This window comes from Nostoc favosum CHAB5714 (assembly GCF_020829495.1).
GTDB classification, from domain to species: domain Bacteria; phylum Cyanobacteriota; class Cyanobacteriia; order Cyanobacteriales; family Nostocaceae; genus Nostoc; species Nostoc favosum.
In genome coordinates this window covers 26314-48142 of record NZ_JAIVFQ010000050.1, presented here as the reverse complement: position 1 = coordinate 48142, position 21829 = coordinate 26314, and the positions used below count along the sequence as shown (strand labels likewise).

Below are 21829 nucleotides of genomic sequence, written 5' to 3'. Positions count from 1 at the left end.
CGAAATACCTGATACATAAGATATGTAGGGGCGTACAGCTGTACGCCCCTATATTTATTCTGACTTTTCACGGTATCTGGAAAACCTCACTTCTATTTCTCTCTTCCTTTGAGGAGAGAGACTTTGAATTTTCCCCCTTCCCGCCACGGGTTGGGGGTTAGGGGGTTAGGTGAATCGTTAGCTTTTCTACATAACGTGAAAAGTCAGACATTTATTAACGAGTGCGTAGGCGTAGCCCGCCGGAGGCATCGCCAAGTATCGGTTCTATATTGCTAACTTTGGTATTGTCTAGGTAATTATAGACTCTTCTCGAAACTTCACGGACAAAATCTCCAGCTTTAGGATCGTGGTTTGGTCTTTGCACCAAAACACCTGCTAAATAGCTTTTCCCATTGGGCATTTGAATTATACCCGCATCACCAATGATAAATCTCAATGTACCAGTTTTGTGTGCGATCGTAGCTCCTTGACCAATACCAGCTGGTAGTAAACTATTGGTTTTGACACGCCGCATAATGCCTAAAACTTGATTGCGGCTGTTTGGGGATAGCAAACGATTATTATAAACTAACGCCGCCAATCTGACCAAATCTTTGGAACTGGTTGTATTTTTGCCAGGAATGTCTGGAAGTAGATTCCGAATTGCTGTATTTTGCAATCCCCAGCTACGAAAACGTTGGCTAACTTTTGCTGCACCACCCAAGCGATCGAGAATCAGATTTGTGGCGGTATTATCGCTGATTGTCATCATCAAGGTAGCAGTTTCTAGGACGCTAAATTTAGTTCCGATGGGTTTGTATTGCATAGTTCCAGATTCGCCAACCTTTAAATCGCGCCGCATCACTAATTTATCGGTGAGTTTAATTCTACCAGCGTCTATTTCTTGGAAAAGAGCGACTAATAAGGGAAATTTGATTGTACTGGCAGCCGCAAATCTTTTTTCACCATTGATATCTATATAGTTTCCTGTATCTAAATCTAAGAAAAAGATTCCTGGATTTAATGTTTTATAACTTGCTAACAAGCTGCGAATTTGTGAAGTGATACCAACCATCTCTTGACCAAGATTCACAACTCCAGCAAATGTAGATGCATCTGTAGATTTGATGGCAATATCTTCTCGATTTTCCCCTACAATGGGATTATTTTGGCGGTCAAATGAATTGAATTTGAAAATCCAATGAGAGCGAGAATCTCCTTTAATTGATATATTTTGGGAAGTAACATCATAACCAGGAGCTAATTCTACGACAAAACGAGTTGTTTGAGAGTCTGGTTTGCCGAGGCGAATTTCTTTAACTGCCTTCCCAAAACTTTGTTTGACACTATCAGAATTAAAATTAGTTCCAGGTAAGTCAATTACCAATCGGCTAGGATTATCTAATAAAAAGGCTTTTGGTTCTATTCCCGAAGTGGTAGTTAGGTCTAATTGGTTTTGGCTAGAATCATAGTACCAAGACTGTAATTGTGAGGCTTTAGCTTGGCCTGCAACTAGAACTAAACTGCTTAAACCAATCGCTAGTAGATGTGATTTCATGTTGTGATTGTGGGTGTGCAAGTTAGGAGCGACTAATCAGCTTTACTTAGATTTTTTTCTGATGATTGTGCTGAACTTCCGGAGAAAAAGTCAGAAATACCATTAAGAGTGTTCCAAAAAATAAATGATCCAAAACCCGTCATTGCGAGGAGGAACGACGAAGCAATCCCAGTCTTTGCGATTGCTTCGCTTCGCTCGCAATGACAATTGGGCATTTTTTTACTTGGAGTACTCTAAGTTATTTTTTGAGATGATATTTGGGATTAGATAAGCACGATAAATCATCATTACTTATTAAAAGTAAATCGCTGACAGTTTGATTTGTGGTGTGAGTTGACAACAACAGAAATTGTTAATCTAGCGGAAGGACGAGCAAAGGATTAATTATGTTTCCGACTTATGTTTTGTACAGAGAGAATTTTAAGGATGTTTGAAAAGTCGTTTGCTGTGATTTTAGGCACTTATTGATCCCCCCTAACCCAATACGGTTCGGTTAAGAATATTTGTAGGTTGGGTTGAACGAAGTGAAACCCAACAAACCCCGCTCTTAGGTTGGGTTTCGTTCCTCAACCCAACCTACACATTTTTATTTTTTGGGCTTAACCGAACCGTATTGCCCCCTAACCCCCCTTAAAAAGGGGGGAACCGGATCAAAGTCCCCCAATTTATCGGGGGATTTAGGGGGATCTAAAACGTTTTGCTACCGACAAGATGACTTTTCAAACATCCTCTTATAGGGGTTCCCATCCAGATGCGGTACAACATTACATCACCAGGTGTAGGGACACGGCAGCCCATTGGTGTCAACAAAAGCCTAGAAATGGCTTAACTGTTGGCTTGGCTGACTCACCCGCCTCGAACTAAAGTTCAAGGCTAATAGCTAAAGTCTACTGAAGTAGACTAAAGATTTTTGGCTATATTTTAGTCATCTCTCAGATGACTTTCGCTATTAGCAAGGAAGTTCAGTTCCTTGCGAGACATGACTTTTACGTTAAGTTGACACCAATGGGCAGTGCAGTGCCCCTACGGGTGTACCTCACGTAAACGAGAACTATGAATTTTAACCTGTAACGAAGCGTGACAATAAAATGGGAACGGGATAAATACGATCCCTCGCCCAGTCGCAGAGGGACAGACTTGAACTTTAGTTCAACTAAAGAAAAGTTTGTTGACATCTCACATTAAAAAAAATCAGCCACCCAAGGAGAACTACCCGCAAATATTTGCGTAGCTGCTGAAATAGCTGTTTCTGTCCCATGCAGTTTTCCGGCTATTTGCAAATGGTAGGGTGTGAACAAACTTGTATATATTGGTGCTAGTTCTCGGATATCTAGCTGCAACTCACCCTTTCCACCTTTTGTAACTTCACCGCGTCCATTGGCAACTGAAAGGATGAATTTACCATTGTTTGCATCTAGCAAATTATCTAGAATATCTAGGTGCAGTTCAGCTTGAATTCCCGATGGATAACCCCGCATCTCCAGCGCCTTGACTACATCTACTAGCCGCAGCATCCAACGCATTGTATTCTTAAGTTTGGCAGTTTGTTCTGGTAGCAGCAATGTCAAGGAATCAATTGCAGAACTCCTCCATCGCACCTGGGCAATTTGGGAGCGATGACTGGCAAGAAAAGACCAGAATGTTTGTGCAGCCGCAGCTGTGAGAATTACCCAATCTTTGATTCGCAGGATTGTGCCATCCTCTTTTGAATATTGGCTGAAGAGAATGTAGCCTTCGGGTTTCTCTTTTGTACCGATAAAATATGCGTAAAATGTTTCCTTTTCATCTGGCTGGATTAAGCGCTCCCAGATTGCGGGATGTCGGTCTAAATATCCATGCGTTAATCTCGCCTGTTGCTGATATAGTTCGTGAAAGACTTCATGATTTATCGGAACTACTGGTTGCAAAGGTAGAGGTTGCTCCCGTAGCTGAATAGTATTGGTTGCAACTTCCCAATTACACCAGCTACCCCCCTGCTCATACCCGACTTTTCGATACAAGCCTTGAACTGCTGGATAAAGAGCAGAGAGCGGTATACCTCTAGCATAAAGTTCTTTGAGGGTGTGCTGCATGAGAGCGATCGCAGCTCCCGAACCGCGATACTCTGGAGCAATGCCCACTACGGCAATTCCTGTCATTGGTACACGCACACCACCCCACCACTGGCCCATATCCAGAGTTGCCAATCCACCAATTAATTGTTCTGACTCACGAATAATGCGGAAATTTTCTACGCCAAGCAGATTAATGTAAGCTTCCTCGCCACCAAGCCCACTGATGAAACACTGCTCAAAGATAGTCCCAAGCTGCTGAATATCCTGGGGATGGGCAAGAGTGCTGTATTCAAATTGAGCCGTCATCTCTTATACCATTAGTACAAAACCACAATTATGCTACAGCAAGCGTTGTCTTTATGCTTCACCAACTATGTTTCTTTGACTCAACCCATCATATCGTGTCTGGTTAAAAACTTATCATTAAGACCGCAGTTCTTGCTGTTCTTGCTGGGGGAAAGAGGGTTTTCCGATTTTTGCACAGATGTGGTAACTGTAACTAATTAGCCTGACCTGATCTCATCACCAACTACTAACCAAACAGCGTAGGCGTACCCCGTCGTAGACATCGCTCTTATTTAAACACTAGTTGTCAAAATTTAAACGTTTGCAGCTAATGTTACTTGATGTATAAGAAAGGCTTAAGTATTTGCAGGTCAGCTATAATCAGTTGCAGCAAATGCTTAAACATTTGCAACAATTGCTCTTTCATGTATAAGAAAAAATTAAGTATTTGCAAGAAATGTATAAGTTTTTGTTGCAAACGCTTTAACGTTTGCAGCTAATGTTGCTTGATGTATAAGAAACGCTTTAACATTTGCAGCAATCATTGCAATGAACTTATAAATCTGTTTATAGCGGTTCCCATTCAGATGTGGTACAACATTACATCACGAGGTGTAGGGGCACGGCAGTGCCTATTGGTGTCAACTTAACGTGAAACCCTCGCAATGACGTTATATCAAGCCTACTCAATTACTAATTAAGTCGTCGGAACCCCACCCCTTAATCCCCTCCCCGCAGGCGGGGAGGGGAGACAAAGCATAGCTTTGGCGGGGTGGGGTAAAACGCCTGTGGGACAAGCATTTGAGCTTAAGTTTACACCAATGGGCACTGCCGTGCCCCTACGGGTGTACCTCACGTAAACGAGAACCGCTATACTAGCTCAAATCAAAAAGTTTCCTGAGTACAGCTTTGCGTAAATTCGTGGCGATTTGAGGGTTAAAATTTAATTTAATTTTGCCCAGCTACTTAAGTGAATTCTAGTAATAAAATTACCATAGCCGTTGGTTTCGACTTCTCTGCCAGACGCTACGCGAACGCTCAACCAAGTGAGTAATTGAGAGTTGAGCGAACTTGTACTGAGCGACTTGTGCCAAGCGTTGCCGAGGTAAGTCGAAGTAGTCGAAACTCCTCAACATAGGTATTTTTTTCATCAGAAATCGCTTTAAGTGATATTAACTAAAGTTTTGTAAATGCGATCGCAACTCATTAGCCTTAAAGTGGTAACGACAACTTTTTGTGCAATTGTGGTCAAGAGACTATGAATCAATACGGTTCAGTTAAGGCTTAAATATTAGTCAAAGTCAATTTTTTTAACGAACCGCAAAGGACGCAAAGAACGCAAAGGAAGAGAAGAAAGAAATGCTTAACTGAACTGTATTGGACTATGAATGTTGTGATCAATTTATTGCTTTTTTTGCTGCCGATTCTGAGTAGCCTTTTGATTGCCCAAGTTTCCAACCCTCTATCTTCTTATCAGCCTCTCCAAACTATAGACGGGGCAGCTTTATATAAAAAAGAATTAACAAATGGTAACGAAGCATATTTACAAGTTATTGATCTTCGCAAAATCCAGATAGACCAAATTACCGGAGAGGTAGATAATATGGGTCTAAATGAGGGTAAATATTATAAAGGGGAAGGTGGACATTACAGCCCCTTTTTCAAAAATAAGTTGTTTTCGGAAGTAACAGACGAATATAAGAAACTTTATGCAAACAACGTTTTTTCGCTGATTAATTGTTCTTTTTTTGAGCAATACCAATCTAGTACTCAATTATCTTTTCCAATTAAACTCAATGGTGTAGTTATCAGTGGTGGCACTAGCCCCTATGGCCCAATCAAGCAACCAAAAGATAAATACTATAGTAATATTCACCTCAAAGCTCTAGTCTGGAACAGTAAGCAGGCATATATTACCGATTACGACCAGGGTAGCGGTTCGCCTCTCAACCAAAACGCAGTGAAGAATGCTATCGTCACTTACCGATACAGCGATCATCCGGCGAAAGTATTAGCCCAAAACCAAGTAAATAAATATCAAGTCATCGGTACTCTGAACAAAGATGGTGTTAAGGGTGACGAGCTTTTGTTGATTATGACGGTGAACCAAGCAACTCTGGATGAAGCAGCCGATTTATTACGGAAATTAGGAGTTAAAGGGGATATCATTACCGTTGATGGGGGCAGATCAACTTATTTATTTAATTCCCAGAGGGGAAATATTATTGTTCCACAACTGTCTAATTCACAAGAAAATCCTACTTTCCGACACCTACCTCATTATTTGGGATTTCGTAAAAAAACCAAAAATCAGGTTGCACCAAAAATCTTAATCAGTCAGCCAGTGAAGAAAGTACTTGCAAAAAAGGATCAGCCTTATTTAATATTGTGGCGGGATAATCTTAACGGCGATGTCTCGATTAAGTTGTACGATGGAAACAAACTTATCCAAAACATTTCTGACCGTACCGCTAGCGATGGAGTTTATGAATGGACACCACGTATTTCTGTAAAAGAAGGCTATTTTATTCGGATTTCTAGCTGGAAAGACCGGAATATTTTCGGGCAGTTGCAATTGTAATATAGCGCTTTTCGTTTGTATGCAATACACTCTGACCTCACTTCCATTCCTCTCTCCTAAGAGGAGAGAGGCTTTGAATTTTACTCCCCAACGCTAGTAGGGAAGGGGCTGGGGGTTAGGTCTGTATTGGAATCAACTAAAAAGCGCTATAAAGATAAGCGCTATTTTTAGCGGTGCGGAATGGGAAAATGAAATGGATAACTAGCTAAACGCAAACCTCTTAATAAGTTTGGCGGTGTGGCAGTGATTGGAATTGTCATCGTTTCTCACAGTAAACAACTAGCTTTGGGTGTGCGGGAACTCGCCGCGCAGATGGTTCAAGGCCAAGTCTCTATCGCTGTTGCAGCAGGTATTGAAGATCCAGAAAATCCATTGGGTACAGATTCCATTCAGGTTTATGAAGCGATCGCTTCTGTTTTTTCTGATGATGGTGTCTTGGTGTTAATGGATTTGGGTAGTGCTTTGCTGAGTGCAGAAATGGCAATCGAGTTTTTTTCAGAAGCACAACAGCAAAAAGTGTATTTGTGTGAAGCACCTCTAGTAGAAGGTGCGATCGCTGCTGTAGTGGCTGCGGCGGCTGGTAGAGATATTCACCAAGTCATGGCGGAAGCACGCGGCGCACTCCTAGCAAAAGCAACTCAATTGGGTGTAGTTAGTAGGCCGTTGTCAATTGTAAGTCACAACACCTCAACAACCAATCTAGAATCACCAACGCGAGAAATCAGGGTAATTGTGAGCAATCGCTTAGGATTACACGCCCGTCCCGCAGCGCAGTTTGTGACAACCGCAGCCCGGTTTCAATCCCAAATTCTAGTGCAGAATTTAACGAAAAATACTGAGCTAGTTAGGGGTGACAGTATTAACCAAGTTACAACTTTAGGGGTACGTCAAGGACACGAATTGGTGATTACTGCCACTGGTTCTGATGCAGATGAGGCGCTAGCGGCATTACAGGGATTATTCGCAAATAATTTTGGTGAAGATAATGTTGCCTTGAATTCTCCACCAGCATTTCACCATGAAGTTACACCAGCAACTCACGGCGAACTTTCGGGAATTGCAGCATCTGCTGGAGTAGCGATCGCACCTGTTGTTCATTATCAATCCACCCACATTTCGATTACGGAATATCACGTAGATGACCATGAGATAGAGTGGCAACGAATACAGGCAGCAATGCACACCGCCAAACAAGAAATCCAAGCAGTTTTTTCCCAAGCTTCTCTGCAAATTGGTGACGCTGAAGCTGCTATCTTCGATGCCCAATTACTATTTTTAGAAGATCCAGTACTGTTGGAAGCGGCTAAAAAGCGCATTTTTGAACACCATATAAATGCTGAAGCCGCTTGGCAAGCCGTAGTCGATGAAGTAGCGACTTCCTACCGCACACTTGAGGATTCTTACCTGCAAGAGCGAGTTGACGATGTTGTCGATGTCGGGCAAAGAGTGCTGCGATTATTAGCTGGGAATGCCCCTGCTAACTTGCATCTTGAGGAACCGGCGATTTTAGTAGCGACTGATTTAACTCCTTCAGATACCGCTAGACTAGATCCGACAAAGGTGTTAGGTATTTGTACAACTTCAGGTAGTGCCACTTCTCACAGCGCAATTATCGCCCGAACATTGGGTATTCCCGCAGTTTTGGGAGTGGATGCCCAGGTGTTGCACTTGGCAGATGGTACACTAATGGCACTTGATGGTGAAAGTGGCAAAGCTTGGGTAGAACCAGAATCACATATCTTGGATTTACTGGCAGCAAAGCGAGAAGCTTGGCAAACTGCCCAACAAGAAGCACGAGCTACAGCACACCAGCCAGCAATTACTCGTGATGGTCGGCAAGTTAGCGTTTTCGCCAATATTGGTAGTATAAGTGATGTGCAAGTTGCGGTGGCTAGCGGTGCAGAAGGTGTGGGATTACTCCGCACAGAGTTTCTCTATCTAGATAGGACAAGCGCCCCCACTGAAGAAGAACAACTAGAAGTGTATCAGGCGATCGCCCAAGTTTTAGATAATCGTCCGCTAATTATTCGTACCTTAGATGTCGGTGGTGATAAGCCACTTCCTTATCTCAGAGTAGGTTTTCCAGAAGCTAACCCTTTCTTAGGTTGGCGGGGAATTCGTTTCTGTTTAGATCATCTGGATTTGTTCAAAACTCAGTTACGGGCAATTTTGAGAGCCAGTGTCGGACACCAAATTAAGATCATGTTGCCAATGATTGCCAGTGTAACTGAGGTACGTGCAGCTAAAGTAATTTTGGGTGAAGTACAGGCTGAACTAAATCAAGCTGGTATTTCCTTTGATGCAGCGATGAAAGTAGGAATTATGGTGGAGGTTCCGGCAGCAGTAGCGATCGCAGATCAGTTAGCTGCTGAAGTAGACTTCTTTAGTATAGGGACTAACGATCTGAGTCAGTACGTCATGGCTAGCGATCGCACTAATCCCCGCGTGGCAAATTTAGTTGATGCGCTACACCCAGCAGTTTTACGAATGGTGCAGCAAACAATCCAAGCTGCCCATGCGGCGGGGATTTCGGTAGGATTATGTGGAGAATTGGCAGCAGATACTTTAGCAACACCAATTTTATTAGGTTTAGGGCTGGATGAATTGAGCGTAAATCCTCAAAGTATACCTGGAGTGAAACAGGCGATCGCTAGGTTTTGTATAGTTGAAAGTGAAGCGATCGTGGCATCAGTATTACAACAAGATTCCGCAGAGCATGTTAGAGAATTAATGTCAACTTCAGTTATTCCTCCGGCGTAAATTCGGTGTCTTGAGCAAATATCTTCTCGATATCCCGCGCCCCATGTAAGACACGCATAATTTGAATGCCTCCCTCAACCGTGCGGTAAAAAATGACACAATATCATGTTCGCATAATTAGTTATGATTTCCACAGTCATTGCACCCCACCCCGCCAAAGCTACGCTTTGTCTCCCCTCCCCGCAAGCGGGGAGGGGATTAAGGGGTGGGGTTCTTCGGGTTTAATAAGTAATCAAGCGGACATGACATAATTTCCAGAGGGAAAGCTCCTGATACCTTCCCCTAACTCAGGGCGGTTACGACCAATTCCAGGCATAGCAGCAAGTTTCCGAAACAATTCGGTAAAGCGGTTAAGCAATCGTCCCACTATTGCCAGGTCATCCGCAGCTATGTATTCATAGATGCTATTAAGGTCGCTGACTGCTAACGGCGTAAAAGTGTAATAGCTCATTATTAAGCGTCAGTCAAAGCAGCCTGATAGCGAGCCTGGAGCCGTGCCATCACTTCTTCCCCATTTAAGAGTTCGCCCTTGTCAGCTTGGTCAATACCCTTTTGAACTTCCTGTTGCAAGCTTTCTAGCTTCAGTTGGTTTAGCTCGTCTTCAAGCTGCTGCAATCGATTCAACATCTGCTGGAAAGCACGGGCATCTTGAACCACCACTGCTGCTTCGCCATTCATATCAAGTTCGGCAAATCACTTACGATATGTCATTGCGAATGCAACGAAGTGAAATGAAGCAATCGCAAAGGTTTGGGATTGCCACGCTCCGCTCGCAATGACATAAGTATTAAGTCGGACATGATATCACCGTTAAAACTAGTGGAGCTTTCGTTTCCTTGATTTGCTCAACATAGTTGCTGGCATTGCGCCGGAAGTCCGTTAACGAGTGGATATTTTCAAGGTTAACCATACTAGCACCTAATTAAGTACCTGATTCGATACTATTTTCTTTTGTCCTGTGCGTCAACAAGAAAACCATTGATGCTTTTATTAGCACTGTTAAAATCTTATTCCCAGTTGCCCGTTAAAGCCACGAATAGAATTGTAACCAGCACCGACAAAAACATTATCAGTAGCACCTACCTGAACGCCACCTGAAACTGCAACACCTTTATCTTCTGAATAAAGCCCAACTCCTACATAGGGTGAAATTACAGGCAAACTGATAAATTTCAAAACATCTACTCCCGTAGCGCTATCAGGGCCAATTCCTACCTCAACCCCAAAATTTAAAGCCCTAGCTCCTACAGCATAAGTTACATCACCATCTTTTCCACCAACTGAAACCCAAGGTTGCGGTATAAGTTGAGCCGATGCTTGACTTGGGGTAAATAAAGCTAACAAACATATAGATGTAAGTAATGTTTTAGCAATAATCGCTATTTTCACGTTGTTCTTCTACACTAACTGGTACATTTTAATTGTCTTCTCACAACTACCCTTGGTTCAGCACTACTGTTAACTAGGGTTTGTCTATGATGGCTAATCGTGACGGATTAAACCTCATTTTAGTGCCTGATGAGTACAAGCATTATTTTGGTAATGTAATTTTAATTACAGCAATGTGTAGCCGCAATTTTTAATCGTCAGGTATATTTACTGATTACTTTATCAAAATGCCTAATTGCTTTCTCAAAAGGCCTGATTATTTTCTCAAAATACTTAAATGCTTTCACAAAAGGTCATTTGACTTACTCAAAAGGTCATTTGACTTACTCATTTTGGTGTTTTCCGCAAGCAAAAGTTTATTTGACTTACTCAAACTCCAGTTTGCTTACTCATTTTGGTGTTTTCCGCAAGCAAAAGTTTATTTGACTTACTCAAACTCCAGTTTGCTTACTCATTTTGGTGTTTTCCGCAAGCAAAAGGTCATTTGACTTACTCAAAAGGTCATTTGACTTACTTATTTCGGTGTTTTCCGCAAACAAAAGCTATGCAACCCTACTCAAAAGTGGATACATCTCGCAGCAAACTAGGAATTTCCCCTTGAGATAAAGGAAACTCCAGCAAGGTTTCTCTAATGCCTAAATATCCAGATTCAGCAAACGATAAAAGCATTCGTGAAAGCGCTAGCCAAACCTCCGGTTCGTATTCCCAATCACGATAACGCGAAGCTTGAGCAGCAATTGAACGTAGCGCCCAGAAATAAGAATTTCTCACCACCGAACCACCCTTCTTAAACTCTGGCAAATCTTCGTGGTGGATAAAAAGTATTTGATTTTCAATTCTGGCTCTCATAAAAATTTGGGATTTTAGATTAAAAGTAAATCTTAGAGGATGTTTGAAAAGTAGTTGGCTATAATTTTAGGCACTTGTTGATCTTTCCTAACGCCCTTTTTAAGCAGTGACGTAAAAATCAGATTGCCAATAGTTTATAATTTGCCATAAAAGTTTAAAAGTTTCTGAACTCCTATCCCCTAAAACCCAAGCAAAAATGACTGGGATATGCTTATTCACTGCTGTCCACAACCAAATTTTGTTTTTTTTTACCAACAAAAGTTTCTAGCTCGTCACTTGGTTCGTGAGGAAGGCAAATCATGCAACTACATCGATTCAACAACATTCAGGAGTTCTGGCACTGCACTCAGGCTTACTTACTCCAGCATCAGGTAGAAAATAATGTTTTGCTCAGTATTTCGCATACCTTGCTGCATAACCCAGAACGTTATCTGGGTAAGCCTTATTTAGCAATTGTCCAAACAAGTGGTGAGATTCTGGCTGTTGCTATCCGCACCCCACCCCAAAAATTGATACTATCCAAAGCCCAGAATATGGATGCCTTGCGGTTGATTGCTCAAGATTTGCGTCAAGAGCAACTACCAGGAAACATGGGACTTGCTGGAGAGACAGAAATATTCTCGCAGACTTGGCAAGCGCTGACAGGACAATTCTATCAACGGTCGGTGGTAATGAAAATTTACCAATTAACGGCAGTGCAAAGAGTCTCAACGGCCAGAGGATATCTCAGACTGGCAACTGAAGGCGATCGCTCTCTTTTGATCAACTGGCTTTCTGCATTTTTATCTGAGATAGATGAGGCGGTGAGCGAAGATGTCGAACACCAGGTAGATAATCGCTTGAAACAGCAGAATACTTATTTTTGGGTTGATAGCACTCCAGTTTCAGTTGCGTCTAGTAAACAATTGTTACCTACAATTGGTCGGATCAATTTAGCTTATACACCACCAGAGTATCGTCGCAAAGGATATGCCACTGCCTGTGTCGCAGCGTTAAGCCAAAAACTGCTAGACCTGGGATGTAGCCATTGTTTCCTCATAGCAGATTTAGCCAATCCCACAGCCAATCATATTTATCAAGCGATTGGGTATCGCCCCATTTGCGATTGGCACGAATACTCATTCACCTTATCCCAATAATGTAGATAGGACTTACGCACTGTACAAATGCATCGTGATGTGCATTACCTATCTTGAGGAAGTTTTCAGGCTTTTCTTAATTATCCTGCGATCGTAAATAGACCATACTGTAGGGGTTAAGCAATGCTGTGCCCTTACGAAAGATATGGTTTTTAACCTTGCTCCATATTTGGTATTTCTTGTCAATGCATAATATCATGTCCGCTTGATTACTTATCAAACCCGAAGAACCCCACCCCGCCAAAGCTATGCTTTGTCTCCCCTCCCCGCTCTTCGGGAGGGGTTGGGGGTGGGGTGTAATGACTGTGGTTAGCGTAACTATTTATGCGGACATGATATAAGTCCTAGTAGAGATTTTGTCATTACAAAATCTCTAGATTTAATACCTAAAAATTAGCGCTTAAACCCAGGCGAAAAGTGAATCCAGGGCTATAAATGCGATTAACTCGCTCATATTGCTCACCGAGTAGATTTTCTAAATAGACTGTCAGTCCTAAATTGCTAGTTAAAGGTATACGACCGGTCAAATCTAAATTCACGAAAGATGGTGCAAAATCTGTACTCTTGTTATCGGGAGCAAAGATGGATCTGCGAGCGCCACTATTGTAGGTAACATACAAGTTAGCCTGCCATCCTGCATTTTCATAACCTACGCCAGTTTGAAGTACAGAGTAGGGAATTAAACCTAACTGTAAACCTCTGTCTGTACCTGTTTTTATTTGAGCATCTGTATAAGTATAGTTGAGGAAAGTTGACCAGCCTGGGGCAATTCTTAATTGCAAAGCTGCCTCTAAACCATTGGTATCTACTAATCCAATGTTTTCCCATTTTCCGGCGATGACTCCCAAGCGATCGCCTATACTACTACCAAAGTAAGTAAACTGTCCAATCAGGTTTTGAGAAAAATTTACATCTACTCCCGCACTCCAAGTAGAGCCAGTTTCTGGTCTTAAATTAGGATTAGGATCCCAACCATGAACCGTATCATAAACATACAACTGATCTAAGCCAGGATTGCGTTGTGCCCCTGCCCAACTTCCACGCACTGCTATTATTGGAGTGACAGCATAACGTAACCCAACACTAGGGTTGAGATAATTTCCAAACTGGCTGTCAAATGTCTGCCTTAGCCCTAAATCTATCAGAAAATCATCGCTAATATTCCAAGTATTGACAGCAAATAAAGCTGTATTGAACAAACTCCGATCTTCCTTTTCGTTTTCGGCAATACTATTAGGATTTGTACTAAAAACATCACCGGTTAAGTCGGTGTTTTTCAAATCTAATCCCCAGCGCAATTTATTATTGGAAGTAATTTTCCACTCATGATCTACTCTAGCTGTGAGTTGTTGTGTATCTAAAGACCCTCTACGATAAAATGATACTCCCGTCGGGCCATAGGTGCTGAAATAATCTTGGTTATAACCAATTGAGGTTGTAAGATTAGAGCTTTCCCCATTACCTAGTCGAGTTTTCCAGGATAAGCCAACATTTAAACCATCGTGGTCTAATCTATCTCTTTGGAGAGGGAACCCGAAATAAATTAAGCCCCGACGACTGCTGAGTTTAGTAACATCTAAATTCAAAGAATTTTTTTTATCTAAATCTACTCCAATGCTACCAAAGTAGGTACTTGTAGCTGTGTCTGCATTTGATAAAAAACCTTGTCCGTCACGATTTGCTGCACCTACAGGAACGCGGTAACGGTTATCTGTAAAGAATCTTTCAAAGCTGAAATTATATTTGACATTATCAGATGAACCACCATAAGTTACTTGTTGATTATTTAAACTTAATGAGCCAAATTCTGCACTAGCGCTCAATTTAGGTTTGCCATAACCTTCCTTGGTGATAATATTCACAACTCCCCCAAAAGCTGAAGAACCATACAAAGCGGAGGCTGTGCCGCTATATAATTCCACTCGTTCAATAGCCTCTACAGGAATGCTATTTAAGTCAGTTCCACCATGATAAGTGTTGACATTATTGTTAATTGGTCTGCCATTAATCAGAAATACAGACTGATTAATTGAGGCTCCCCGGTAGTATGTACCTGTATGAATATCTGCACCATGACCTACATCATTGATAGCAAAACCAGGCATTCTTTTCAAAATATCGGCTAAACTTGTAGCGCCCTGCTTTTGAATTTCTTCTTTATCAATTACGTAAGTTGGAGTAGATTGAGGTAGGTTGTCTGGTTCTGCGATCACTTCTATAGAAATCTCTGCATCATCGCTCTGAGTTTGCTCTGTTTCTGGCTGATCTGGATTAACTTCACTCGGTGCCGATTGTTGAGTTAATAATTCGGCATTAGTGGCGGGTAGCTCAATCTCGCTCAAACTCCGAATATCTGAAATGACTTCGGTTGATTTATCAGTATTTCTCTGCTTAATTTCACTTTCAGCAGCAAAACCAGGAAACGCTATCAGTAAACTCGGTAAAGCAACTGTTAGCAACAAAAAATCCTTTTTCACGTTCTCTTTCACACCAACTAAAAACAGTCACCACGTAGTATTGTTGCTGTAATAGTAAAATCATGTCAAAAGACACGCTGTCATATTTCCACGGTTAGATTCCCGATTTCTCTGAGAGTTCGGGTAATTTTGTTGTTTACAAATGATTAAGTAGCGCTATAGGAGTTTTTAATTGCGTGAATTATGTCCAATTTTTATGGATACAACTTTACAGTTTAAAAAAAAATTTTTACTCGCAACTCTAATGCAATATGGTTCAGTTAAGAAGAATGCTACGTTGGGTTGAGGAACGAAACCCAACAAAGGCTTGATAATGTTGGGTTTCGTTCCTCAACCCAACCTACACTAGTTTTATTTTTTAGCCTTAACCCAAGCGTATTGAACTCTAATGAGAAAACGCAGAGCTTCATTTACTGCTTCAGAATTGGGAAACATTTCTGCAACATCAGGTTCTAAAAAAACTATCAAATTTTCAATATTATTGAAATTATCTTCAACCTTTTTTACATAATTTTTTGTAAAAACCTGATTTGATTGAGGCTTATGTTGTTTTATAGTTGTTTGGCAAGATGCAGCATTTAATTTATTAACAAGTGATTCCCAACTACTAACTTTCAGGTTAAAGTGAGCCTTTGCATCTCGTAATGTTTTAAACTGTTGCTTCAGAATATCAACAGTATAAATATACTTCTGAGATCCCTGTTTCTCTACATTAAGGTCTGACTCAACCATATCAACCACTTCACTAATAAGTCGATCATGATTTTCGGCAATTTGAGCAGCAGCCCCTAAAATCTTAGAAGTTGCTTTTATCTGTACATCAGTCTCTTGTTTAAGGCGATCAGCAATACTGCGAATTTGATCTCCCAACCTCGCTTTACCTTGTTTTTGCGTCGTTGGGAGTGATTTTTTGCTCATGAGTATGCTTATTTATTCAGAAAGTATATCTTTAATAGCCAGCCAGATGCGTTTAAACTTTTGTACCAAACCCATAGGATTGTTAGTTGTTTCTTCTTCTACCGAATCAACTAGAGATTGAATTCGATCCATACGCTCTGCTACAACGTAAAGACTGTTTACTGCTTCATCCTTACTTTCTAAGGATTCACGCAGTAGCACAACCATCTGGGCGATTTCCCGTTTTAGTCGTTCATTCTCGGCTTTCCGGCGAGTTTCCCATCCCTTAATACTAGCTTTAGAACGTCGCTCATGCTTGAGTTCTGCTTTAGCCTCATTGTATAAACTCAAATACATTTCTCGTTCAGAGTTTACTAACTCATATTTGGTAAGTAATTCAGTCGCTCTCGCTTTTTCTTGGTTGTAGAGGCAGAGGGTTTGTTGATGACTTTGTTGTTCATCAACATAGAACTGGTAATTTTGAGTAACTCGCTCTTTTAGTTCATTAGCCTCGAGTTGGCAAGTTTGGATCTCTCGCTGGTGAATATGAACTAGCTGGGATATTTTCGCTTTTTCTTCGTTGTAAAGGTAGAGCGTCTTTTGATGATTTTCTTGCTCATCAATATAAAAACGATAATTTTGAGCGATACGCTCTTTTAGCTCATTAGCCTCGATTTGGTAAGTTTGAATCTTTTGCTGAACATGAACCAGTTGTGATGCAGCTTCTTTTGCACGTTGTTCTGCTTCATCGCGTTGAGATGCAGCTTCCTCAAAATTGGCGCGAACAGTCATCAATGAAAGTTTAAGCTCATGATAAGAAGCTGGTTCTTTCTGCCGTGAGCGAGGATTATTAACAGCGTTGTCATAATTAGAATCTCTGCGATCTCCTCTCTTCATTGTCATAGTTTAAGTTCCTATATGAGCATTTGTTATATTGAAGTATAAATATTGACTTTAGCCGAGATGTACTAATTGAAGTGTGATCTCGGTTCTACTGGTAATATGATCTCAATCTGCCTTGAGATATCTTTTCTTCTGTCTCAAGCGCTCAAATTGCTAGACGTGCGATCTCCAAGGGCTAGAGAGATTCGGCTTCATAAGCAAGCTAGGCTCCAAAAGGCAAAAGGGAATAAGCCTCAAAGTCTCTTACCTTGTAGCAATTACGAATTACATTAGCATTGAGAAAACTGGATGCTTCACAAACAAAATAGAAGGTAATAATTTATGGTTCAAACCTTAGGCAAAGTAGTTACATTCGATGAATTCGTTGCTAAATACCCTGACAACACTGGAAAACGTTATGAATTGCATGATGGAGCAATAGTCGAGATGCCACAACCCACAGGCGATCATGAAGAGGTAGTTGGATTTTTAGCCTTTGAAGTTACTAGAGAGTGTATTCGTTTAAATCTCCCCTACTTCATACCCAAAACAGCATTAGTCAAACCGCCTGAAAATGAATCTGCTTACTCACCAGATGTGCTGATATTAAATCGCCCCAATTTGGTAAACGAACCTCTATGGAAAAAAGAATCTACTGTAAGCCAAGCGGAATCAATACCCTTAGTAGTTGAGGTAGTGAGTAGCAATTGGCGTGATGATTATTTAAAAAAAGCTGCTGATTATGAGGCTGTAGGTATCCCAGAATATTGGATTATAGACTATGCTGCTTTAGGCGGTAGGCGATTTATTGGCAACCCCAAACAACCAACTGTCTCGCTCTACACCTTAATTGAGGGAGAATACCAAGTCAACCAGTTTCGAGGTAGCGATCGCATTATCTCACCTACTTTCCCCGAATTAAATTTAACCGCCGAACAGATTTTTCAAGCCGGTGGATACCCTGTATAACTCTTACACTATTAAAAAAGAGCGATTTCCGTTACAGACGAAATTTGTTGTCGCAAACTCCAAGAAATCAGCCCCTGTAATTTGCGTGATATATATGATGGGTGATGAATGTGCAGTTAAAGTCAAAAAAGTGAGAGGGAAAGCAATAACTAGACTGAGAAATAATCGATACAAATAACTCATAATACCAAATGAGGATAGGTAGTATTGTTTGATATTTTTGGAACAGTCTTGTTATAAAAACCTTAATCCAAAATTCAAAATCGTTCGACTGAGCGTAGTCGTACTCCTTCGGAGAAGCAAGCTACGCGTAGCGTTCCGCAGGAAAGTCTAAAATCCAAAATTGGTATAAGCATCCTATTTGACAATTTCGGCAACCTTAAAATTAGCGGGACAAAAAGCCCCGCAAATTGTTAATTATTGAAGTTAGATTTTAGTCTACTTCCAGTCCTTATCTGCTTGTGAAAGCACATAAGCAGTTACATCTTCAATCTGATTAGCTTTTAAACGACTGCCGAAAGCAGGCATGGCATTTTTACCTTTTGTAACTTGGGCGATAATCGCCTCCTCTGAGTACATACCATACTTTTCTAAAGCTTCCTTCTTCAGGTTCTTTGGAGCTTGAACCAGATTTTTACCTCCCGCGTGACAAGAGGCACAATTAGCACTAAATACTTTAGCTCCACTAACAGCATCTGCTGCCAAAGCTGGACTACTGAAGGCAAAGGTGAAGATTGCTATGCCTAACAGCATCACTGTAATAATTTTTTTCATTTCGTGTTCTCTCTCTCTCCAATAACAGCTTATTCGCTGCGATATCCTCCATAATTGTCAGTTGAGGCGCTGCTATAGTCAAATGACAAGCTGTCAAACTTCTCATCAAGTTTTTGGATTTTAAATATTCGGGGTTTGTAGTAAGCACAAAGCGTACTTATACCAATTCGCTATAAAGATGCACTTAATATTTATTAAATGTAGACGCGTAGTCAATACGCTTGGGTTAAGAATATTTGTAGGTTGGGTTGAACTTTAGTGTTACCCAACAAAACCCTGCAATAGTTGGGTTTCGTTCCTTAACCCAACCTACACATTTTGATTTTTTGGGCTTAACCGAATCGTATTGGACGCTCAGTGGCAAGCCACAGGCTAATGCCAAGTACGCTAAGTAAGAAGGGGTAGTTATTAAGTGCAAGCTTAGTGAAAATTGGTATTAGAAAATAAGGACTAAAGTCCTTACTACGAACTTGCTTACCGCTATTATTACGGGTAAGACCGTTATTATCAATTTATCAATTGTGAATTATTTTAACGAGTTTCGTGGGTTTAAGTCCCTCGGTTCAAAAATCACGCAAGTTTTGTATTGGGGTTCAAATCCCCATTACAAAACTTAATTACGAATTACGAATTATTTATTTAACAGATCCTAACTGAGTAAGCGCATCTTCTGTAACACGACAAATTTGCCAATCATCTAATATAGATGCTCCCATACTACGGTAGAATACTTTAGCTGATTCGTTCCAATTCAGCACACTCCACTCTAACCGCCCACAGTCACGTTCTACAGCTATCTGAGCTACTTTAGTAAGAAGAGCCTTACCAATACCTTGCCTACGAAATTCTGGTAAAACAAATAAGTCTTCCAGATAAATTCCTGGCTTAGTCAGAAATGTTGAATAATTATGAAAAAATAGGGCAAAACCAACGGCTTGACCCGCAGATTCTGCTAAAATCGCTTCTATATATTTGTGCGATCCAAATAAATGCTCCTTAAGTTCGAGAGCATTGCCAGTGACAGCGTGAGATAATTTTTCATACTCAGCCAGCCCCTGAATTAATTTAAACAGTACGCTGTAATCAGTTGGTTCAGCAAAACGCACAATCAAATTGCTACGCGAAGTCATTAGTCTATAGTCTATAGTTCATAGTCCATAGTCTATAGGCAAAGGGAGCATCCCAAATGTGCAAGTTTATTTTTATATGGTATTTGGACTTAGGCGGAGAATGAAATAACGAACCGCATTCGCGCAGCGTCTCGTAAGAGTTGGACGCAAAGAACGCAAAGGAAAGAGGTTTGTACAGGGTTTTTGTACCAGTCCTGTGTATTTTGGCAAGATTGGGATGCCCCCATAGGCAAGTGTGTAAGTTTTTTTGACTAATGGCTAAATAAAAGACGAAAAAAGGTAAAAAACGCCCTGTTTTTGCAATTTGCAATAGGTGAAGCTCAAGAAATATAGCAGATACAAGCTCGCCTTCATTCCTTAAGAATGTAGATTTAATAAAGAGCTAGTTTTGTGTTATGGGCATTTGTCCTAACGCACCTAAAATCTAGGATGGTGCGTTACGCTACGCGATAACACACCCTACGCACTTTATTTGATCCATGTTCGTTAATGAAGCTAATCTATCTTTGTAGATGTAATTAAATCAACCAACCTTTTAAACGTTTGGCTATGTGGGGACGGCGCAATTTTCGCATGGCCTTGCTTTGAATTTGTCGCACTCGTTCACGAGAAAGATTGAACATGTTGCCAACTTCTTCTAAGGTACAGGGTTCGCTGGTTGTCAAACCATAGCGTAGAGAAATTACATCTTTCTCCCGTGGAGTTAACACGTCACCCAAGACTTCCCAAATCTCCTGACGCATCATGTTTTCATTCATTTTTGCTTCTGGAGACAGGTTATCTTCATCTTCTAGCAAATCCATCAATTCCGTGTCTTCTTCTTTACCGACGCGGTGGTTGAGAGAAAGTGCTTGACGCCGTAGTTGTTGTAGCTGGCGTAGTTGTTGCACACTAATTTCTAAAGCTTCTGCCATTTCTCCTTCAGTAGGATTGCGACAAAGCTTTTGCTTGAGTTCTCGTTGTGCTTTTTTTAGCTTGTTAAGCTTTTCAACAATATGAATAGGTAGCCGGATTGTCCGCGCATCGTTAGCTATAGCCCTGGTAATCGCTTGTCTAATCCACCAATAGGCGTAAGTAGAAAACTTATATCCTTTATCTGGATCAAACTTTTCTGTAGCGCGATTTAAACCCATCGCTCCTTCTTGAATTAAATCCAGGAAAGGCACTCCCCGATTCAGGTATCGTTTAGCAATAGAAACTACCAATCTCAGATTCGAGCGAATCATTTTGCGTTTCGCTACTCTACCTTGATACAAGCGATTTTCTAATTGCTTTTCCGTCATTTCTAGCTCGGAAGCCACCTCTACCTTGCTAGGTTCCTGCCCCAGTTTTAATTCTAAGGCTGCTTGTAATTCTCTAACTTCTTCTAGAAACCTAACTCGCCGCGCTAACTCTACCTCTTCATCAGCTTTTAGAAGCGGATAACGCGCCATCTCTTTAAAAAACGCGCCGACGGCATCATCATGCTCGGTTTTATTGTATCCCGAAGGACGGGCCGCGGCCATATCATCCCCGTCGCGTTCGTCTGATTCCAGATTTTCTACTACAATTGGAGGCTCTTCATCTGCCACTGCTTCTAAAATATCGAGTAATGGTTCTTCAATATCAGCAGTATTCTCCAGTATTTCCATTTCTCCTAATTCAACAATATTCATATTTTCCTTTAGGGATTGTTGCTTTGTTTGGTACATAATTTAGTTACAGCTACTCGTTTGAGGCTTGGTAGTTTTCCCTAAGGGACGAATGCACCCGTTTATATAGCGAAATTCAGGCTTATGCTAGTTTTTCTTCAGGAATGAAAATCGGCATCTACCTAACACCTATGGGTTACAGTTAGATACAACCTATAACTAAACTGGCCTTCGCACCCAACAAAACTTTCTTCTCAGGCTCCTAACAGATTATATTCTTCATTTTTTTCTTAATTACCAAATATGTCAAACCCCCTCAAACTTTCTCAACCTTAACAAACATAGAAATCTCAGCTAACCATCCAAATATCTTAAACTTTCATATATTTTTATAAATATTTTTAATGTTTATCCGTTGGAAATCACTGGATAAATTAAAAACCTGGTGCTGGAGTTATGCATTCCTGATTTCAAT

General features: G+C 41.0%; 17 protein-coding genes and 2 pseudogenes. 4 read left to right on the top strand and 15 right to left on the bottom strand.

The window, feature by feature from the left end; all coding sequences use genetic code 11:
* Positions 1–214: 214 nt before the first annotated feature.
* From LC586_RS25345 to LC586_RS25335, 3 genes are all read right to left on the bottom strand, one after another.
* Positions 215–1537 carry a serine hydrolase gene (locus LC586_RS25345; RefSeq protein ID WP_229487980.1) on the bottom strand — a complete coding sequence of 441 codons (1323 nt, stop codon included), beginning with the start codon at positions 1535–1537 and terminating at the stop codon, positions 215–217.
* Between the two features lie 1181 nt (positions 1538–2718).
* Complete coding sequence (locus LC586_RS25340; protein ID WP_229487964.1) at positions 2719–3897, bottom strand: GNAT family N-acetyltransferase; 1179 nt, start codon at positions 3895–3897, stop codon at positions 2719–2721.
* A gap of 968 nt (positions 3898–4865) precedes the next feature.
* Positions 4866–5012, bottom strand: coding sequence for a hypothetical protein (locus LC586_RS25335; RefSeq protein ID WP_229487956.1), 147 nt, complete (start codon positions 5010–5012; stop codon positions 4866–4868).
* Between the two features lie 248 nt (positions 5013–5260).
* Between LC586_RS25335 and LC586_RS25330 the strand changes: the two genes are divergently transcribed.
* Both LC586_RS25330 and ptsP read left to right on the top strand, forming a co-directional pair.
* Positions 5261–6457: a phosphodiester glycosidase family protein gene (locus tag LC586_RS25330; protein WP_229487947.1), complete on the top strand. Its 1197-nt coding sequence runs from the start codon at positions 5261–5263 to the stop codon at positions 6455–6457.
* A gap of 243 nt (positions 6458–6700) precedes the next feature.
* A complete protein-coding gene (gene ptsP, locus LC586_RS25325; RefSeq protein ID WP_229488012.1) occupies positions 6701–9217 on the top strand; it encodes a phosphoenolpyruvate--protein phosphotransferase in 2517 nt (838 codons plus the stop codon).
* A 232-nt stretch (positions 9218–9449) separates the two neighbouring features.
* Here the strand turns inward: ptsP and LC586_RS25320 are convergent, their stop codons facing one another.
* The 6 genes and pseudogenes from LC586_RS25320 to LC586_RS25295 form a co-directional block, all read right to left on the bottom strand.
* Entirely contained in the window at positions 9450–9668 is a 219-nt protein-coding gene (locus LC586_RS25320) for a type II toxin-antitoxin system RelE/ParE family toxin (RefSeq protein WP_229487939.1), read from the bottom strand.
* 2 nt (positions 9669–9670) lie between these two features.
* Positions 9671–9895: a hypothetical protein gene (locus tag LC586_RS25315; RefSeq protein ID WP_229487929.1), complete on the bottom strand. Its 225-nt coding sequence runs from the start codon at positions 9893–9895 to the stop codon at positions 9671–9673.
* A gap of 127 nt (positions 9896–10022) precedes the next feature.
* Positions 10023–10127: pseudogene (locus LC586_RS25310) on the bottom strand (type II toxin-antitoxin system Phd/YefM family antitoxin); the annotation flags it as partial.
* A gap of 89 nt (positions 10128–10216) precedes the next feature.
* Positions 10217–10606 carry a hypothetical protein gene (locus LC586_RS25305; RefSeq protein WP_229487921.1) on the bottom strand — a complete coding sequence of 130 codons (390 nt, stop codon included), beginning with the start codon at positions 10604–10606 and terminating at the stop codon, positions 10217–10219.
* Between the two features lie 552 nt (positions 10607–11158).
* Complete coding sequence (locus tag LC586_RS25300) at positions 11159–11455, bottom strand: hypothetical protein (protein WP_229487913.1); 297 nt, start codon at positions 11453–11455, stop codon at positions 11159–11161.
* Positions 11456–11560: 105 nt separating this feature from the next.
* A pseudogene (locus LC586_RS25295) lies at positions 11561–11729 on the bottom strand (IS1 family transposase); the annotation flags it as partial.
* 25 nt (positions 11730–11754) lie between these two features.
* Here LC586_RS25295 and LC586_RS25290 point away from each other — a divergent pair.
* Positions 11755–12594, top strand: coding sequence for a GNAT family N-acetyltransferase (locus tag LC586_RS25290; RefSeq protein ID WP_229487904.1), 840 nt, complete (start codon positions 11755–11757; stop codon positions 12592–12594).
* Positions 12595–12980: 386 nt separating this feature from the next.
* On the opposite strand, the gene LC586_RS25285 is transcribed toward LC586_RS25290, so the two are convergent.
* The 3 genes from LC586_RS25285 to LC586_RS25275 all read right to left on the bottom strand — a co-directional run bounded on the left by LC586_RS25285 (position 12981) and on the right by LC586_RS25275 (position 16871).
* Entirely contained in the window at positions 12981–15071 is a 2091-nt protein-coding gene (locus LC586_RS25285; RefSeq protein WP_229487891.1) for a TonB-dependent receptor plug domain-containing protein, read from the bottom strand.
* 351 nt (positions 15072–15422) lie between these two features.
* Complete coding sequence (locus LC586_RS25280) at positions 15423–15989, bottom strand: hypothetical protein (protein WP_229487876.1); 567 nt, start codon at positions 15987–15989, stop codon at positions 15423–15425.
* A gap of 12 nt (positions 15990–16001) precedes the next feature.
* Positions 16002–16871, bottom strand: a complete 870-nt coding sequence (locus LC586_RS25275) for a coiled-coil domain-containing protein (RefSeq protein ID WP_229487868.1) — start codon at positions 16869–16871, stop codon at positions 16002–16004.
* Between the two features lie 321 nt (positions 16872–17192).
* On the opposite strand from LC586_RS25275, the gene LC586_RS25270 reads away from it, so the two are divergent.
* On the top strand, positions 17193–17819 hold the full coding sequence (locus LC586_RS25270) for a Uma2 family endonuclease (protein WP_229487866.1): 627 nt from the start codon (positions 17193–17195) through the stop codon (positions 17817–17819).
* A gap of 438 nt (positions 17820–18257) precedes the next feature.
* On the opposite strand, the gene petJ is transcribed toward LC586_RS25270, so the two are convergent.
* From petJ to LC586_RS25255, 3 genes are all read right to left on the bottom strand, one after another.
* Positions 18258–18593 (bottom strand): cytochrome c6 PetJ, encoded by a 336-nt coding sequence (petJ, locus tag LC586_RS25265; RefSeq protein WP_229487857.1) that lies wholly within the window; start codon positions 18591–18593, stop codon positions 18258–18260.
* Positions 18594–19228: 635 nt separating this feature from the next.
* Entirely contained in the window at positions 19229–19723 is a 495-nt protein-coding gene (locus tag LC586_RS25260) for a GNAT family N-acetyltransferase (protein WP_229487843.1), read from the bottom strand.
* Positions 19724–20241: 518 nt separating this feature from the next.
* Positions 20242–21414: an RpoD/SigA family RNA polymerase sigma factor gene (locus LC586_RS25255; protein ID WP_229487833.1), complete on the bottom strand. Its 1173-nt coding sequence runs from the start codon at positions 21412–21414 to the stop codon at positions 20242–20244.
* Between the last annotated feature and the right edge of the window lie 415 nt (positions 21415–21829).

What these genes read in the sequence shown, in the direction of transcription:
- LC586_RS25345 (WP_229487980.1), bottom strand. Translation starts at nt 1,537, where the DNA reads ATGAAATCACATCTACTAGCGATTGGTTTAAGCAGTTTAGTTCTAGTT.
- LC586_RS25340 (WP_229487964.1), bottom strand. Translation starts at nt 3,897, where the DNA reads ATGACGGCTCAATTTGAATACAGCACTCTTGCCCATCCCCAGGATATT.
- LC586_RS25335 (WP_229487956.1), bottom strand. Translation starts at nt 5,012, where the DNA reads ATGTTGAGGAGTTTCGACTACTTCGACTTACCTCGGCAACGCTTGGCA.
- LC586_RS25330 (WP_229487947.1), top strand. Translation starts at nt 5,261, where the DNA reads ATGAATGTTGTGATCAATTTATTGCTTTTTTTGCTGCCGATTCTGAGT.
- LC586_RS25320 (WP_229487939.1), bottom strand. Translation starts at nt 9,668, where the DNA reads ATGAGCTATTACACTTTTACGCCGTTAGCAGTCAGCGACCTTAATAGC.
- LC586_RS25315 (WP_229487929.1), bottom strand. Translation starts at nt 9,895, where the DNA reads ATGAATGGCGAAGCAGCAGTGGTGGTTCAAGATGCCCGTGCTTTCCAG.
- LC586_RS25300 (WP_229487913.1), bottom strand. Translation starts at nt 11,455, where the DNA reads ATGAGAGCCAGAATTGAAAATCAAATACTTTTTATCCACCACGAAGAT.
- LC586_RS25290 (WP_229487904.1), top strand. Translation starts at nt 11,755, where the DNA reads ATGCAACTACATCGATTCAACAACATTCAGGAGTTCTGGCACTGCACT.
- LC586_RS25280 (WP_229487876.1), bottom strand. Translation starts at nt 15,989, where the DNA reads ATGAGCAAAAAATCACTCCCAACGACGCAAAAACAAGGTAAAGCGAGG.
- LC586_RS25275 (WP_229487868.1), bottom strand. Translation starts at nt 16,871, where the DNA reads ATGACAATGAAGAGAGGAGATCGCAGAGATTCTAATTATGACAACGCT.
- LC586_RS25270 (WP_229487866.1), top strand. Translation starts at nt 17,193, where the DNA reads ATGGTTCAAACCTTAGGCAAAGTAGTTACATTCGATGAATTCGTTGCT.
- petJ (WP_229487857.1), bottom strand. Translation starts at nt 18,593, where the DNA reads ATGAAAAAAATTATTACAGTGATGCTGTTAGGCATAGCAATCTTCACC.
- LC586_RS25260 (WP_229487843.1), bottom strand. Translation starts at nt 19,723, where the DNA reads ATGACTTCGCGTAGCAATTTGATTGTGCGTTTTGCTGAACCAACTGAT.
- LC586_RS25255 (WP_229487833.1), bottom strand. Translation starts at nt 21,414, where the DNA reads ATGTACCAAACAAAGCAACAATCCCTAAAGGAAAATATGAATATTGTT.